12 protein-coding genes are annotated in these 13,972 nt (G+C 58.8%); 3 read left to right on the forward strand and 9 right to left on the reverse strand.

The window, feature by feature from the left end:
• Positions 1 to 105: 105 nt before the first annotated feature.
• The 9 genes from tsaA to ACHZCX_RS13235 form a co-directional block, all read right to left on the reverse strand.
• Positions 106 to 621, reverse strand: coding sequence for a tRNA (N6-threonylcarbamoyladenosine(37)-N6)-methyltransferase TrmO (gene tsaA, locus ACHZCX_RS13195; RefSeq protein ID WP_319587679.1), 516 nt, complete (start codon positions 619 to 621; stop codon positions 106 to 108).
• 29 nt (positions 622 to 650) lie between these two features.
• On the reverse strand, positions 651 to 2,351 hold the full coding sequence (locus ACHZCX_RS13200) for an FAD-dependent oxidoreductase (protein WP_319587680.1): 1,701 nt from the start codon (positions 2,349 to 2,351) through the stop codon (positions 651 to 653).
• A 270-nt stretch (positions 2,352 to 2,621) separates the two neighbouring features.
• Positions 2,622 to 2,981: a NifB/NifX family molybdenum-iron cluster-binding protein gene (locus ACHZCX_RS13205; RefSeq protein ID WP_319587681.1), complete on the reverse strand. Its 360-nt coding sequence runs from the start codon at positions 2,979 to 2,981 to the stop codon at positions 2,622 to 2,624.
• Between the two features lie 24 nt (positions 2,982 to 3,005).
• Positions 3,006 to 3,377 (reverse strand): NifB/NifX family molybdenum-iron cluster-binding protein, encoded by a 372-nt coding sequence (locus ACHZCX_RS13210; protein ID WP_319587682.1) that lies wholly within the window; start codon positions 3,375 to 3,377, stop codon positions 3,006 to 3,008.
• A 14-nt stretch (positions 3,378 to 3,391) separates the two neighbouring features.
• On the reverse strand, positions 3,392 to 4,297 hold the full coding sequence (locus ACHZCX_RS13215) for a 4Fe-4S binding protein (protein WP_319587683.1): 906 nt from the start codon (positions 4,295 to 4,297) through the stop codon (positions 3,392 to 3,394).
• Positions 4,285 to 5,148: an ATP-binding protein gene (locus ACHZCX_RS13220; RefSeq protein ID WP_319587684.1), complete on the reverse strand. Its 864-nt coding sequence runs from the start codon at positions 5,146 to 5,148 to the stop codon at positions 4,285 to 4,287. The genes ACHZCX_RS13215 and ACHZCX_RS13220 overlap by 13 nt, the downstream gene beginning before the upstream one ends.
• Positions 5,145 to 5,543: a response regulator gene (locus tag ACHZCX_RS13225; protein ID WP_319587685.1), complete on the reverse strand. Its 399-nt coding sequence runs from the start codon at positions 5,541 to 5,543 to the stop codon at positions 5,145 to 5,147. The genes ACHZCX_RS13220 and ACHZCX_RS13225 overlap by 4 nt, the downstream gene beginning before the upstream one ends.
• 326 nt (positions 5,544 to 5,869) lie before the next feature.
• On the reverse strand, positions 5,870 to 6,394 hold the full coding sequence (locus ACHZCX_RS13230) for a NifB/NifX family molybdenum-iron cluster-binding protein (RefSeq protein WP_319587686.1): 525 nt from the start codon (positions 6,392 to 6,394) through the stop codon (positions 5,870 to 5,872).
• Between the two features lie 174 nt (positions 6,395 to 6,568).
• Complete coding sequence (locus ACHZCX_RS13235) at positions 6,569 to 7,957, reverse strand: sigma 54-interacting transcriptional regulator (protein WP_319587687.1); 1,389 nt, start codon at positions 7,955 to 7,957, stop codon at positions 6,569 to 6,571.
• A 401-nt stretch (positions 7,958 to 8,358) separates the two neighbouring features.
• Here ACHZCX_RS13235 and ACHZCX_RS13240 point away from each other — a divergent pair, with 401 nt between their 5' ends.
• The 3 genes from ACHZCX_RS13240 to ACHZCX_RS13250 all read left to right on the forward strand — a co-directional run bounded on the left by ACHZCX_RS13240 (position 8,359) and on the right by ACHZCX_RS13250 (position 13,901).
• Positions 8,359 to 11,100, forward strand: a complete 2,742-nt coding sequence (locus ACHZCX_RS13240; RefSeq protein WP_319587688.1) for a hypothetical protein — start codon at positions 8,359 to 8,361, stop codon at positions 11,098 to 11,100.
• 26 nt (positions 11,101 to 11,126) lie between these two features.
• Positions 11,127 to 12,338: a hypothetical protein gene (locus ACHZCX_RS13245; RefSeq protein WP_319587689.1), complete on the forward strand. Its 1,212-nt coding sequence runs from the start codon at positions 11,127 to 11,129 to the stop codon at positions 12,336 to 12,338.
• 81 nt (positions 12,339 to 12,419) lie between these two features.
• A complete protein-coding gene (locus tag ACHZCX_RS13250) occupies positions 12,420 to 13,901 on the forward strand; it encodes an alpha-amylase family glycosyl hydrolase (protein WP_319587690.1) in 1,482 nt (493 codons plus the stop codon).
• Positions 13,902 to 13,972 lie beyond the last annotated feature (71 nt).

Here is a 13,972-nt window from a genome sequence, read left to right on the forward strand (position 1 = left end):
ACCTCTCGTTAATGCAACGGTTATGCCGAGGCAGGCCAAAGGGCAGGAATACTTTTCAAAGGGAAAGGGCAGGGGGGACTGTGAGCAGTTGCGGGCCTGATCACATTACCCTCCCGAATCAAGGCTCTCGGCTCGTTTATACTCTCGGCGGCCAAGGTGTTGCGCCGTTTCCTCGTCAACCTGATCCTGCCACCCATTGCTGGAAGTTTCCAGCCGGTCGAATTTAGCCGTGTAGGGCTTGATGTCGATTAACGGGGTGCCGTCAAGGATGTCCACCCCATCGAGGAGGAGCACATTGCCTTCGCGGCCGACGAGTTCAACGATGCTCAGGCCGATGCCATTGGGACGGCATGGTGCCCGGGTCGAAAAAACGCCTCTGGCACAGTCCTGAAGAAACGGCTTGACGATCAGTTGCACCGCTCCTGCCTGGTTGAAATGGAAGATCAGGTAGATGTGCGAAAAACCATCCAGGTCGCGCAGGCCTTCGGCAAATTCCGGAAATATCTCCGCCCGTCCTTTACACCCCTTGGCATACACCGGTTGGATGGGGGTTTGTTGGGCAACCACATGCTCACTGCGAATCACGCCAATTGGAATGAAGGGGATGGTTTCTCTGTTCATGTTCCCTGACCTTTTCTCGTTGCGAGCCCTTATTTTTTGCGTGGATACGGCCAAGCCATGATGCCGCCTTCCATGACTTTGACATTGGTGTAGCCGTAGGCCCGGAGGATGGTTTCCGCTTCGTACCCGCGCAGCGAAATCTTGCAGAAGCAGATGATCTCGGCGTTTTTATCCGCCGGCAGTTCAGCCAGCCGTGAGCGCAGGGCACCTATGGGTATGAGGTGCTCGCCAATGCCGAGATGCATCTCCTCGAATTCGGCCGGACTGCGGCCATCGAGGAAAAAGGGTTTGTCACCGCGCTGGATTTTTTCCCACACCTCGGTGACTGAAATTCCGGTCATCCGCCTCTTGAGCTTATTTTGCATGATATGGGCAGCGGTGATGAAATGATCAATGGCCAGGGAAAAGGGCGGGGCATAGGGGAGATCGGCATTGATCAGATCTTCGACGGTCAGCTTGCCCAGAATGGCCATGGCCGCAGTGGCCACCTGCTTGCTGACATCACCGGGGCCGACGCACTGATAGCCGAGCAACCGTTGGTCCTTGGTGCTGACCAGCATCTTTGACACCAGCAGTTTAGCGCCCATGAATCCCGGTTTGTCGGGGCTGGCGTTGACCACGCTCTGATAGCCGGTCAGGCCCATCCGCTCGGCCGCCTTGATGGAAAGTCCGGTGGATCCGGCGGCAAAATCAAAAATCTTGCAGATGCCGGTATGGTAGGTGCCGGGAAAGGTGACGCAGTTGCCGCTGATCGCATTTTCTCCGGCGACCCGGCCTTCGAGATTGGCCAGATCACCCATGGGCGCAAAGACCGGCTCCCCGCTGATCCGGCTGGGAATCTCAACGCAGTCGCCGGCAGCATAAATATCCGGATCCGAGGTCTGCATGGAGGGGTTGACCGTAATGCCGCCGAATGTACCGGTTGCCAGCCCGGCAGCAGTGGCGAGTGCGCTGTTGGGGCGAACGCCGATCGCCATGACCGCCAGTTCGCAGTCGATCACCGTGTCGTCTGCGAGCTGGACCCCGGTGAGTTTGCCGTCTTTGCCGACGAAGGCTTTGACGCCCTTGCTGGTGAAGATTTTCACCCCTTTGGCCTGCATATGATTTTCAACTAACTTGGCCAAGTCCCAGTCCAGGAAGGTCAGTACCTGGTCGAGCGCTTCCACCACCGTGACTTTGATGCCGGCAAGCTGCAGGGCCTCGCAGGTCTCGACCCCGATCAGGCCGCCGCCGATCACCACCGCCTGTTTGACCTTTTTTTCATCGCAGATCCGGCGCAGGTAATCGGTATCGGCCATGGTCAGGAGGTTGGTGATGCCGTCGAGGTCGATACCGGGGATGGGCGGCATGTTGGGCCGTGCCCCGGTGCTGATGATCAGCTTGTCGTATCCGAGGGTCAGTTCGTTGCCGGTCTTCAGCTCACGGCAGACGACCTTTTTTGCTTGCCGATCAATGGCCACCACCTCGGTTTCCACCAAGGCCTTGATGGCCTTGGCCTTGTCGAAGAAGACCGGGTCACGGACGATCCCTGCAGGGGTGCAGAGCAAGAGGTTGCGGTCATTGAACAGACCGCCGACATAATAGGGATAGCCGCACGAGGCCATGGAGAGATCGGGCGACTTCTGGATAAGGGTAATCTCGGCGAATTCATCGAGCCGTCTGGCCTTGGCGGCTGCCTTGGCGCCTGCCGCCGAACCCCCGATGACAACAATTTTCTTTTTTGGTTCCACGAGTACTCTCCTTAGGGTTGAGCCTTATGCAAAATGAACGGGTACAGAGTGCGTCATTTCGACCGGAGGGAGAAATCTCATTGCCTTGAAGGCTGAGATTTCTCGCTAACGCTCGAAATGACGACATGAATTACCTCAGCCTCCCGAGAAACGTGTGGGAGGTGCGGTGTGATTTTGTCATTTTTAAAAGACTCGGTTGTAAAAAAAAGACAGACCTTGTTGCTGGCCTGTCTCTCCGGACTTCTTCAATGGGCCTGCGGCAATGACGGTTTACCAGTGCGCCTCTTTGTTGGCGGCGGTGGCATAGATCACCTTGCCTTCTTTGAGGGCCCTGACCGCGTCCCGAACCTTGCCGGTGACATCGTTGACCACTTTAACCCCGGCCGCTTCCAAAGTGGTGAAGGCTTTGGGGCCACAGTAACCGGTCATGAGCACGGTCGCCCCCTTATCGCTGACCATGGTGGCCGCCTGGATGCCCGCGCCTTTGAACGCATTGACGTTGTCGCTGTTGTCGACCACTTCAAAGGCCCAGGTGTCGGTGTCGACGATCAGGATATACGGCGCCCGGCCGAAGCGGGGGTCGACTTCACTGTCCAGCAACGTTCCTTTGGATGTGACTGCTACTTTCATGGTGCTCCCCCTCTGTCTGTCCCATTAATGACCGCCGCCGCAGACCTGATCGTTGCTGATTATCTGCAACTTGCCGGCGACAAAATCTTCGACCACCGGCCGGATTTCCTGGCGGACGCCGTCGTGATACACCTCGATGCCGACCTGTTTGAACCCCATCAGGGGTCGCATGCCAATGCCGCCAACCACCAGAGCGTTGACGCCAGCCTCGGCCAGCAGATTGACCGGCACCATGCAGCCGCCCTGAACATGCTCTTTATTGGCCAGGATCGATACCTGCTTGATCTGTCCGTCTTCCACGTCAATGCAGGTAAAGACATCGCAGTGCCCGAAATGGCCTGCCCGCATGCCGTCCAAACCGCCTTTTCCCTCGGAGGGGATCGCTACTCGTACCATTTTTTTCTCCATTATTATTGAATCGTTGCTTTGAAATCCACTATCCCCAGAGGATTCATGGAAGGTGAGGTGATAATTTTGGTCCAGATTTCCCGGACCAGTTGATGGGTCGGGGTTTCTTGGCCAAACTCGAACAGGGTCTTGCCCGCCACCATCGAATGGGTGAAGACAGGATCAAACGGCACCCGGCCAAGCAGGGCGACATTGCGTTGAGCGGCCATCTGTTCAATGGCCTCGGTCATCTCGATGTTGAGATCGAACTTGTTGACGCAGACCATGCCCGGCACCCGGAAATGGGCGGCGAGATCGATCACCCGTTCCATATCGTGGATGCCGGAGACCGTGGGTTCAACCACGATCACCAGGGCCGTAGCCCCGCCGATGGCTGCGATCACCGGACAGCCGATGCCGGGAGGGCCGTCGGTGAGGATCAGATCACTGCCCCGTTCTTCGGCCAGTTGCCGGGCTTCTTTGCGCACCAGGCTGACCAGCTTGCCCGAATTCTCCTCGGCAATGCCCAGGCGGGCATGGACCATGGGGCCAAAACGGGTGTCCGAGAGATACCATTCGCCGCAGCACTGCACCGGAAAGTCAATGGCCTGAACCGGGCAGAAATCGACGCAGACGCCACAGCCTTCGCACCGGATGGGATCGACCTCGTACTGTTCGATGATGGCTCCGAAGCGGCAGAGGGTCCGACAGGTTCCGCATCCGGTGCAAAGCTCTGGCTTGATCTGGGCCTTGCTGCCGCCCATGAAGTCGGTCCGTTTTTGTATCTCCGGCTGCATCAGCAGGTGGAGATCGGCGGCGTCGACGTCGGCGTCGCAGAGCACGCTGTTGTTGGCCAAAGCGGCGAACGCGGCGGTCAGGCTGGTTTTGCCGGTACCGCCCTTGCCGCTGATAATTACTATTTCACGCATACGGCCGCCTTGCTCCCTTGGACGAGGGTTTCGATGGTGCGGTAGAGTTCGATGAACCGCGGCTGCCACTCAGGCAGTTCCTCAACAATCATCTTGCCTCGGGAATAAGCCACGGCAATTCGCCGGTCAAAGGGGATGGTCAGGAGCAGCGGCAAACCCTCGCTTCTGGCATAGGCAAAGACCTGGTCGTCGCCGATGTCGGCCCGGTTGACCACCAGCCCTGCGGGGATGCCGAGCAACTTGACCGCCTCCACCGCCAGTTTGAGATCGTGCAGGCCAAAGGGGGTGGGCTCGGTGACCAGGAGGACAAAATCCGTACCGTTCATGGCGGCGATCACCGGGCAGGAGGTGCCGGGAGGGGCGTCGATGAGGGTAATCCGATCAGGATCCGCAGCCGCCCGCACCCGTTTGATCAGGGGCGGGGACATGGCCTCGCCCACCCGCAACTGGCCATTGATAAAGCCGATGCCGTCGCGGTTGCCAAAGTTGAGCGTTCCCAGTTCGCGGCCGGTCTCGGTGATCGCTCCCTCCGGGCAGACCAGCATGCAGCCGCCGCAGCTGTGGCAGAGTTCAGCAAAGACCAGCACCCGCTTGCCCACCACCGCCAGGGCGTTGAAGCGGCAGATGTCCGAGCATTTTTTGCAGAAGGTGCATTTGCTTTCATCCACCAGCGGGATGGGTGTCTCCACCCGCTCGGTCCGCGTGATCACGGGTTGTAAAAAGAGATGGGCGTTGGGTTCCTCGACGTCGCAGTCAAGCAGTTCCACTCTGTCGCCAAGCGCCATCGCCATGTTGGTGGCCACGGTGGTCTTGCCGGTGCCGCCCTTGCCGCTGGCCACGCTGATCATCATGACGTGGCCTTTGGTGTGGCGGGTTGCAGCAGAAGACTGATCTTGGCCAGTATGGCCAGCAGGGCCTCGGCATCCTTTTTACCCGGATGAGGCGGCAGTTGCATCAAGACCCCCAACCCCTCGGTGGCTTCATGGAAATCCTCGTCCGCCAGCGAGCTGACAATGGTGGTGTTGGCCAGCGGGTTGACCATGACCAGTTGCTTGACAAATTCGATGCCGCTCATATCATCCAGTTGTTCGTCGACGATCACAAGATCAAGACGTTTGTCCTTGAGCTGCTTGAGTCCGGCGTTGCCGGTCGAGACCGGCAACAGTTCAACCTCCTGCTCGCGCCGCAGACGGGCGACCAGGTCGGAAAAACGTGAAAAATCTTTGGCTATAAAGACGATGGTCACAGTGCCTCTCTGAAAAAACCGGCTGCCGTTTCCGGCAGCCGGTGGTGTTGGTTGGTGTGAAAAACGTGGCTTCCTCGGATCGCTTAGCGGTTGCCTTGCCCTCGACCGCCACGTCCGCCCTTACCCATTCCTTGTCCTTTACCCAAGCCTTGCCCCTGGCCTCCACCAGCTGGTTGCTGAGTTTGGTCAATGGTGGTCTCTGTGTTCACACCTTTTTGCCGGCAATTGCCTTGGCCTCTGCCAATCGGTCCGGTTCCAGTGGGACCTTTTCCATCCATTCCAGGCATATGCATACCTCCATTCTTGTCTTATCTTTCCAGCGGTGTTCAGTCCTGCTTCACTACCGCCCCGGACGTTTCCGGAGAGGCGCTCCCGCTTTCGCTTGCTGTGCTATTCTCGCTCATGTCCATCCGGCCAGCCCGGCCTTTGCCCTGGTTGGCAGGGGCAAGACCTATTTCCCGGCCTCGTCGGATCTTGCCGCGACAACAGATGTTCTTGCCGCACCCCGGCATTCTGAATTCAGCGCCGAAGGGTCGCCCCTGGAGATAATGGTCCAGAACCGCCCGGGCATCACCGGCGATGAAAGGAATCAACTCGACCCCGGCGGCTTCGATCATGGCGGCCGGTCCTTCCGAGACCGCACCGCAGATAATCAGCATCACCTGCTGAGTCCGCAGCATCTGCACCAGTTCCAGCAACCGCTCGGGATCAAAGGTGAGCTGCGAGGTGGAGACCAGGGTGTTGCCGTCGGTCTCGGCGATCAACAGGGTTCGCGCCGAGTCGAACACCGGCGAGACCCGATGTCCCCAGAGGGTCACTGCTATTTTTTGCCCCGCACCATGGTGTCTCATGCTTTTGTGACCTGCATGAGCTGTGCCATGATTCAAAGGGGGTGCGCTTTGGTTTGAATATGTTGAAATGATGGGATTATTTTTTGAAAAAAGGCGGGGTGGCTTGGCGGGGAGAGTCGCGGCGATGGGATTGTTGCGACCCTGTGCGACTGAATGGAGGTGCGGTTATGCGACTCAATCGGGCTTGGAACCGGCGCTGCGACCGTCGATTTCGGGCAATTCAATCTTCCATTTCTTCAGCTTGCGAAACAGGGTGCTCTTGTGCATGCCCAGTTCTCGGGCTGTGGCCAGCCGGTTATAGCCGTTCCGTGCCAGGGTGTCGCGGATGGCCTCCGCCTCGGTGGCCCGGTGGAGGCCGCGAAGAGCGGAAGAGGGTGCGGTTGTGGGCGGGACCAGGGTGTTCAGGTGGCCCGGCAGGTGGTGGAGGCCAATTCGCCCCTGGGAACAGAGGATAAAGGCGTGCTCGATGATGTTTTCCAACTCACGGATGTTGCCGGGGTAGTCGTGCGCCATCAACCGCTCCAGGGCTTCGGATTCGATGCCGCTCACCGCCTTGCCCCGCAACCGGTTCATTTTGTCGATGAACCGCTCGACGAGCAGCGGGATATCTTCCTTGCGCTGCCGCAAGGGCGGCAGCAGCAGGCGGACAATGTTGATCCGGTAAAAGAGGTCGCGGCGAAAAGTTTCTTGTTCGAGCAGGGCCTCAAGGTCACGGTTGGTGGCGGCCAGGATGCGGACATTGACCCGCTCTTTTTTGACGCCGCCCAGAGGCTGGAATTCCTGTTTTTCCAGCACCCGCAACAGTTTTACCTGAAAAGCCGGGCTGGTTTCGCCAAGTTCGTCGAGCAGGATGGTGCCGCCGTCGGCCAGGTGGAAATAGCCGGGCTTATCGTGCGCTGCGTTGGTGAAGGCCCCGGCTTTGTATCCGAACAGCTCGGATTCGAGCAGGGTGTCGGGCAGGGCGCCGCAGTTGATAGCGATAAAAGGCTTGTCCCGTCGGGCAGAGAGATCGTGCAGGGACCGGGCCATGATCTCCTTGCCGGTGCCGGTTTCCCCCTCGATCAGCACCGTGGAGTCGCTTTCGGCAATCTGCGGCAGCACCGCAAAAATCTTCTTCATCAAGCGGCTGCGGCTGACCATGTCGCCCTGGCGGAAACTGCCGCTCAGCTCGCGGCGCAGTTCCTCCACCACCGTATTGTCGCGGAAGGTCTCCACGCCGCCGAGAATCTCGCCCGACTCGTTACGCAGCGGTGCGGTGGAGACGCTGATTGGGACGCGCTTCTTGTCGCTGGTAATGATGGAGGTTGAACTGCTGACAAAGGAGCGTCCCTCTTTCATCGTCCGCCGCAGGGCGCAGTCGCCCTCGCACATGTTGGAGCGGAAGACCTCCCAGCAAAAGCGGCCAATGGCCTCCTGGCGGGGGACGCCGGTGATCTCCTCGGCCGCCCGGTTGAACGACATGATCCGCCATTCGTGGTCCACCGTGAACACGCCGTCGGAGATGCTTTCGAGGATGATGTCGGTGACGCCCGCTGTTGGCAGCATCTTTTTTTGTAGAGTCATTTTTTTCCAGAGCTTGTGTTGTCCGAAACCGCAGCATTGTAATGAGTAAGCAGCCGGAAAGCCAATGGCAATCCTGGACTCACCGGTTTCTTCACCCTAAAGGGGACGCAAGACTTGGGGAATGATTGAGCAGACCGGAGAATTACCTTAAGTTAAACCCCAGGCTTTGCAGGTGGTTACTCTTGGAAACGGCAAATAAAATTGTTGCATCATGGCCTCGATAATCGCATTGTTAATTTAGGTAATAAACTTGGAGCGAGTCACTCAGCTCCAACCCCTTCCGTCAGCCACGATACAAAAAAAATCTCTAGATCGCCCCCGAAACAGCACTCGGCAGGTGTGACCCTATTGCATGTTGATTGAGCGAAATAAGTGAAGAATTCCACAAGGAGGAAAAACTTATGGCAAAGTCAAAGAGCATCGACGTCACGGAACAAAAACGGTTGAACGAGGCCCGAGAGGCGGGCATCCCCTGGAAGAAATGGGGGCCCTATCTCAGCGAGCGGCAGTGGGGCACGGTTCGCGAGGACTACAGCCAGGACGGCAATGCTTGGGCCTATTTTTCCCATGATCAGTCGCGCTCACGGGCCTACCGGTGGGGCGAGGATGGCCTGGGCGGCATCAGCGACGACAAGCAGCGGTTATGCTTTGCTCTGGCCCTGTGGAACGAGCGCGACCCCATTCTCAAGGAGCGGCTGTTTGGCCTCACCAACAGTGAGGGCAACCACGGTGAGGATGTCAAGGAGTACTACTTTTACCTCGACAGCACGCCCACCCACTCCTACATGCAGTACCTCTACAAATATCCCCAAAAGGCGTTTCCCTATCAGGACCTGATCGAGAAGAACCGGGCGAGGTCGCGGGAAGAGATGGAGTACGAACTGCTCGACACCGGCATCTTCGACGACGATCGCTACTTTGATGTGTTCGTGGAATACGCCAAGGAAGGCCCGGAGGATGTGTGCATCCGGATCACCGTCCATAATCGTGGCCCGGAAACGGCGCGGCTGCACCTGCTGCCGACTCTCTGGTTCCGCAACAATTGGTCCTGGGGCGAAGACAATCCCAAGCCTTCCCTGCACGAGATTTCTCCGGGCGTCATCCAAACCGCCCACCATGAATTGGGCGAATCTTTTTTGTATTGCGACGGCGCCCCGGAGCTCTTGTTCACCGAGAATGAGAGCAATAGCCAGCGCCTCTGGAGCCAGCCTAACAGTTCATCCTACGTTAAAGATGGATTTCACTCCGCGCTCATCTCGGGACAGGAGGATGCGGTCAATCCCGCCAAAACCGGCACCAAGGCCGCGGCCCATTACGTGCTCGAAGTGGAAGGCGGCGGCAGCCAAACCGTCCGCCTGCGCCTCGCCGCCGCCCCATTGGCAAAGCCCTTCAACGGCTTTGAACGGATCTTCAAGGCCCGGATCGCCGATGCCGACGAGTTCTACCAGCGGATCACGCCGGAGTCGCTCAGCGAAGACCAGCGGCGGGTGCACCGCCAGGCCCTGGCCGGGATGCTCTGGGGTAAGCAGTATTACTATTTTGACCTGGAGCAGTGGTTGATGGAACACAAGAGCCATCCTCTGCTCGAATCGGCCCGCAAGGATGTGCGCAACACCGAGTGGTTCCACATGCTCAACGCCGATGTCATCTCCATGCCCGACAAGTGGGAGTATCCGTGGTATGCGGCTTGGGATCTGGCCTTCCACACGGTGGCCCTGTCGCTGGTGGACTTTGATTTCGCCAAGGAACAGCTGCTGCTGATGCTGCGCAGCCTCTATTTTCACCCCAACGGCCAGATTCCCGCCTACGAGTGGAACTTCAGCGACGTCAATCCGCCGGTGCATGCCTGGGCCACCCTCTGGCTGTACAAATACGAGCAGTCCCTGGGCCGGGCGGACCTGCGGTTTCTGGAGCGCTCCTTTCAGGGGTTGATGCTCAACTTCAACTGGTGGGTGAACCGCAAGGACCCGGCCGGGCGCAATGTCTTTGCCGGCGGCTTTCTCGGTCTGGACAACATCGGCGTCTTCGACCGCAGCGCCCAGTTGCCCACCGGCGGCTCCCTGGAACAGGCGGACGGCACGGCCTGGATGGCGTTCTACTGCCAGAACATGCTCGAGATGGCCCTGATCCTGACCGATTACGACCCGATCTACGAGGAGGTTGCTTTCAAATTCGTCCAACATTTCATGTGGATTGCCTATGCCATGGACCGCATCGGCGAACATCACGATGAGATGTGGGACGAAGAGGACGGATTCTACTATGATCTGCTCCGCTTGCCAGGCGGAGAGGCCATGCGGTTGCAGGTGCGGTCGCTGGTGGGGTTGCTGCCGCTCTGCGCTTCCACGGTGTTTGAGGCGGATTCGGTGACCCGTCATCCGAAATTGATGGAGATGATCGCCCAGTTCCGGCAGCGCCACCCTGAACTGACTTCCCATGTGGCTCCGACCGACCAGGGATTCAGTGGGTACAAAGGCCGAAAGCTGCTGTCGATCCTCAGCAAGAAAAAGCTGGAACGGGTGCTCGGCTACATGCTCGACGAACAGGAATTTCTGGGACCGCATGGCATCCGTTCGCTTTCGCGCCATCATCAGGAGCATCCGTTCAGCTTCTGGGTCGGTCACGAGGAGTACAAGGTGCGGTATCTGCCGGCCGAATCGAACACCGGCATGTTCGGTGGCAACTCCAACTGGCGGGGGCCGGTGTGGATGCCGGTCAATGCGCTGATCATTCGGGCGTTGATCAATCTGTACAATTTTTACGGCGATGCGTTCAAGGTGGAGTGCCCGACCGGGTCCGGCCGGTTCATGAACCTGTTTGAGGTCGCCCAGGAGATCACCCGCCGTCTGACCTCCACCTTCCTGCGCGATGCCAATGGAAAACGGCCAGTCTACGGTGGTTCGGCCAAGTTCCAGGACGATCCGCACTGGCGTGATCTGATCCTGTTCTACGAGTATTTTCACGGCGACAACGGGGCCGGGCTCGGCGCCAGCCACCAAACGGGCTGGACCGGCCTGGTCGCCCCCCTTCTCGATATTTTTGGGCGCCTTGACGCCAAGTCCGCGTTGGAGGTCGACCGGGGGCATATTTTTGAGCGGTTGGTGAAGGAGCAGGTGGGCGGAAAACCGGAAGGAAGTAAGTGACGAAAGCAAGTGACGAGGAGCTGCTCATGAAAAACACCACAAGGCCCAGTGATATTTTGCACCGGGATCATCCGGACTTTTCGCTCGTTTTGGGCGGACCGCTCTTCCAACTCCTGCGGCGGACCCACCTGACCGATGATGCCCTGTTACTGCTGCGCCAACGCATCCTCTTCATTTCGCTCTTTTGCTGGCTGCCCCTTTTGGCGCTCTCTGCTTTGGAAAGCACGATGATGGGAGGGAAGGTGGCCATGCCCTTTCTCTGGGATGTAGAGGTGCATGTCCGTTTATTGGTGGTGGTGCCCCTCTTCATCGCTGCCGAGATGGTGGTGCACCGGCGCATGCGTCCCCTGGTGCACCAATTCCTCGAACGAAACGTTATTCCCGTCGAGGCTATGGAGCAGTTTGATACCGCCATTGTTTCGGCAACGCGGCTGCGCAACTCGGTGCTCGCCGAAGTGCTGCTGATTGTTTTTGTGTATGGGGTAGGCATTCTGTTCATCTGGCGGCATTACATAATGGTTGTCGACACAGCCACCTGGTACGCGCAACCGTCCGGCGAGGGGATGAAATTTTCGTTTGCTGGCATCTGGTATGTCTACGCCAGCATCCCGATCTTCCAGTTCTTGCTGGGGCGCTGGTATTTTCGACTGTTCATCTGGATGCGTTTTCTCTGGCAGGTGTCGCGCATCGAGTTGAGTCTGGTCCCCACCCATCCGGACCGTTTCGGCGGCATTGGATTTCTGGCCAACACGGCTTACGCCTTCATGCCGGTGCTGATGGCCCACGGCGCCTTGCTCGCCGGAAATCTCGCCAACCGCATTTTCCATCTTGGGGCTGCCCTGCCGGATTTCAAGATGGAGATCCTGCTTCTCGTCACACTGCTCCTGGCCATTGTGCTAGGCCCGCTGCTGGTGTTCGCGCCGCAGCTGGCCCAGGCGAAAAGGACAGGAATGCGAGAGTACGGTGCCCTGGCCGAGCGATATGTGCGCGAATTCGACGCCAAATGGCTGCGCGGCGGTGCCCCTGACGATGAGCCGCTGGTGGGCAGTGGTGATATCCAATCCCTGGCCGACCTGGGCAACAGTTACGAGGTCGTCCGCAGTATGCGCATCGTGCCGGTGACCAGGGATACAATTCTCCAACTCGCCGCTGCGACCCTTGTTCCGTTTCTGCCGCTCATGCTGACCATGATGCCATTGGAAGAACTGCTGAAAAAGTTGTTCGGCATCCTCTTTTAAATTTTTTTGGTTAGGGGGCAAGGACCCTGTCCCCCGATATAATAATTCAGAGGAATAATGACCCAAAAGCAAGGAGGGAACATGGCCGCTCATTCTCCATCGCTTTACCAGATCAACACCCGCGTCTGGCTGACGGAACTCTCTCATGCGCTCGGTAGGCGCGCGACCCTGGACGATATTGCGGACGCCGAACTGGATCGCCTTGCCGCACAGGGGTTTGATTGGATCTGGCTGCTGAGCGTCTGGCAGACCGGCCCGCTCGCGCAGGCGATCTCTCGGTCCAATCACCAGTGGGGCCGCGAGTTTGCCGAAACCTTGCCGGATCTCAAGGACGAAGACATCGGCGGCTCCGGGTTTGCCATCCAAGGCTACACTGTGCATCGCGATCTGGGCGGCGACGCGGCGCTGGCCCGTTTGCGGCAGCGGCTGCAGCAACGCGGCCTCAAGCTGATGCTCGACTTCGTCCCCAACCACATGGCTCCGGATCACCCCTGGGTCGACGAACACCCCGAGTATTTTGTCCGGGGCAGTGAGGAGGATCTGGCCCACGCGCCGCACAACTACTGCCGGGTGCAGACCAGCAACGGACCGCTGGTGCTGGCTTACGGCCGGGACCCCTACTTTGACGGCTGGCCCGACACCCTGCAGCTCAACTACGGCAATCCGGATCTGCAGCAGGCGATGATCGGCGAGCTGGAACGTATCGCCGGGCAATGCGACGGTGTGCGCTGCGATATGGCTATGCTGATCCTGCCGGAGGTCTTTGCCCGGACCTGGGGCATCGCGGCCCCGCCCTTCTGGCCGACGGCCACGCAACAGGTCCGTGAGCGGGTTCCAGGCTTCTGCTTCATGGCCGAGGTCTACTGGGATCTGGAATGGGCGCTGCAGCAGCAGGGATTTGATTACACCTACGACAAACGGTTGTACGACCGCCTTCGCGAGGGGCATGTCCGTCCGGTCCGCGAGCATTTTCACGCTGATCTTGATTTTCAGCACAAGTCGGCCCGCTTTCTGGAAAACCACGACGAACCGAGGGCGGCTGCAACCTTTCCGCCCGAAGTCCATGAGGCGGCAGCGGTCATCACCTTTCTCTCACCCGGCCTACGCTTCTTCCATCAGGGGCAATTCGAGGGGCGCACGAAACGCATCTCGCCCCACCTGGTGCGAGGTCCGGAGGAACCGGTCAACCAGCGGATGGCACAGTTCTACAACCGGCTGCTGGCCGTCCTGCGTCAAGCGGTCGTGCGCGAAGGTTGCTGGCAATTGCTCGAATGCAGGCCTGCCTGGGACGGCAACTGGACCTCCGACTGCTTCATCGCCTCTTCCTGGACGGGTAAGGTGGGCGAGAAGTGCCTAATAGCGGTCAACTATTCGGACCATCAGAGCCAGTGTTACCTGACGATGCCGTGGGAGGCACGGGCAGGGCAGTTGTGGCAACTACGCGACCAGATGGGAACGGCTCTTTTTGATCGGAACGGGGATGAGCTGGCCGCACGAGGTCTGTATCTGGACATGCCGGCCTGGGCCTATCATGTTTTTGAAATACACACGATCGGAACTTAAGTCGACATCGGCACGAGAGAGAAGGCGAAGGGTGCTCAGCGCTGGCGAGCAGGTGAAGGGTTGTTGCGTCT

The organism is uncultured Desulfobulbus sp. (genome assembly GCF_963662935.2).
Taxonomy (GTDB): Bacteria; Desulfobacterota; Desulfobulbia; order Desulfobulbales; family Desulfobulbaceae; genus Desulfobulbus.

Excerpts from the sequence above, each read along its gene's own strand:
- tsaA (WP_319587679.1), bottom strand. The coding sequence starts at position 621 with ATGAACAGAGAAACCATCCCCTTCATTCCAATTGGCGTGATTCGCAGT.
- ACHZCX_RS13205 (WP_319587681.1), bottom strand. The coding sequence starts at position 2,981 with ATGAAAGTAGCAGTCACATCCAAAGGAACGTTGCTGGACAGTGAAGTC.
- ACHZCX_RS13210 (WP_319587682.1), bottom strand. The coding sequence starts at position 3,377 with ATGGTACGAGTAGCGATCCCCTCCGAGGGAAAAGGCGGTTTGGACGGC.
- ACHZCX_RS13215 (WP_319587683.1), bottom strand. The coding sequence starts at position 4,297 with ATGCGTGAAATAGTAATTATCAGCGGCAAGGGCGGTACCGGCAAAACC.
- ACHZCX_RS13220 (WP_319587684.1), bottom strand. The coding sequence starts at position 5,148 with ATGATGATCAGCGTGGCCAGCGGCAAGGGCGGCACCGGCAAGACCACC.
- ACHZCX_RS13230 (WP_319587686.1), bottom strand. The coding sequence starts at position 6,394 with ATGAGACACCATGGTGCGGGGCAAAAAATAGCAGTGACCCTCTGGGGA.
- ACHZCX_RS13235 (WP_319587687.1), bottom strand. The coding sequence starts at position 7,957 with ATGACTCTACAAAAAAAGATGCTGCCAACAGCGGGCGTCACCGACATC.
- ACHZCX_RS13240 (WP_319587688.1), top strand. The coding sequence starts at position 8,359 with ATGGCAAAGTCAAAGAGCATCGACGTCACGGAACAAAAACGGTTGAAC.
- ACHZCX_RS13245 (WP_319587689.1), top strand. The coding sequence starts at position 11,127 with ATGAAAAACACCACAAGGCCCAGTGATATTTTGCACCGGGATCATCCG.
- ACHZCX_RS13250 (WP_319587690.1), top strand. The coding sequence starts at position 12,420 with ATGGCCGCTCATTCTCCATCGCTTTACCAGATCAACACCCGCGTCTGG.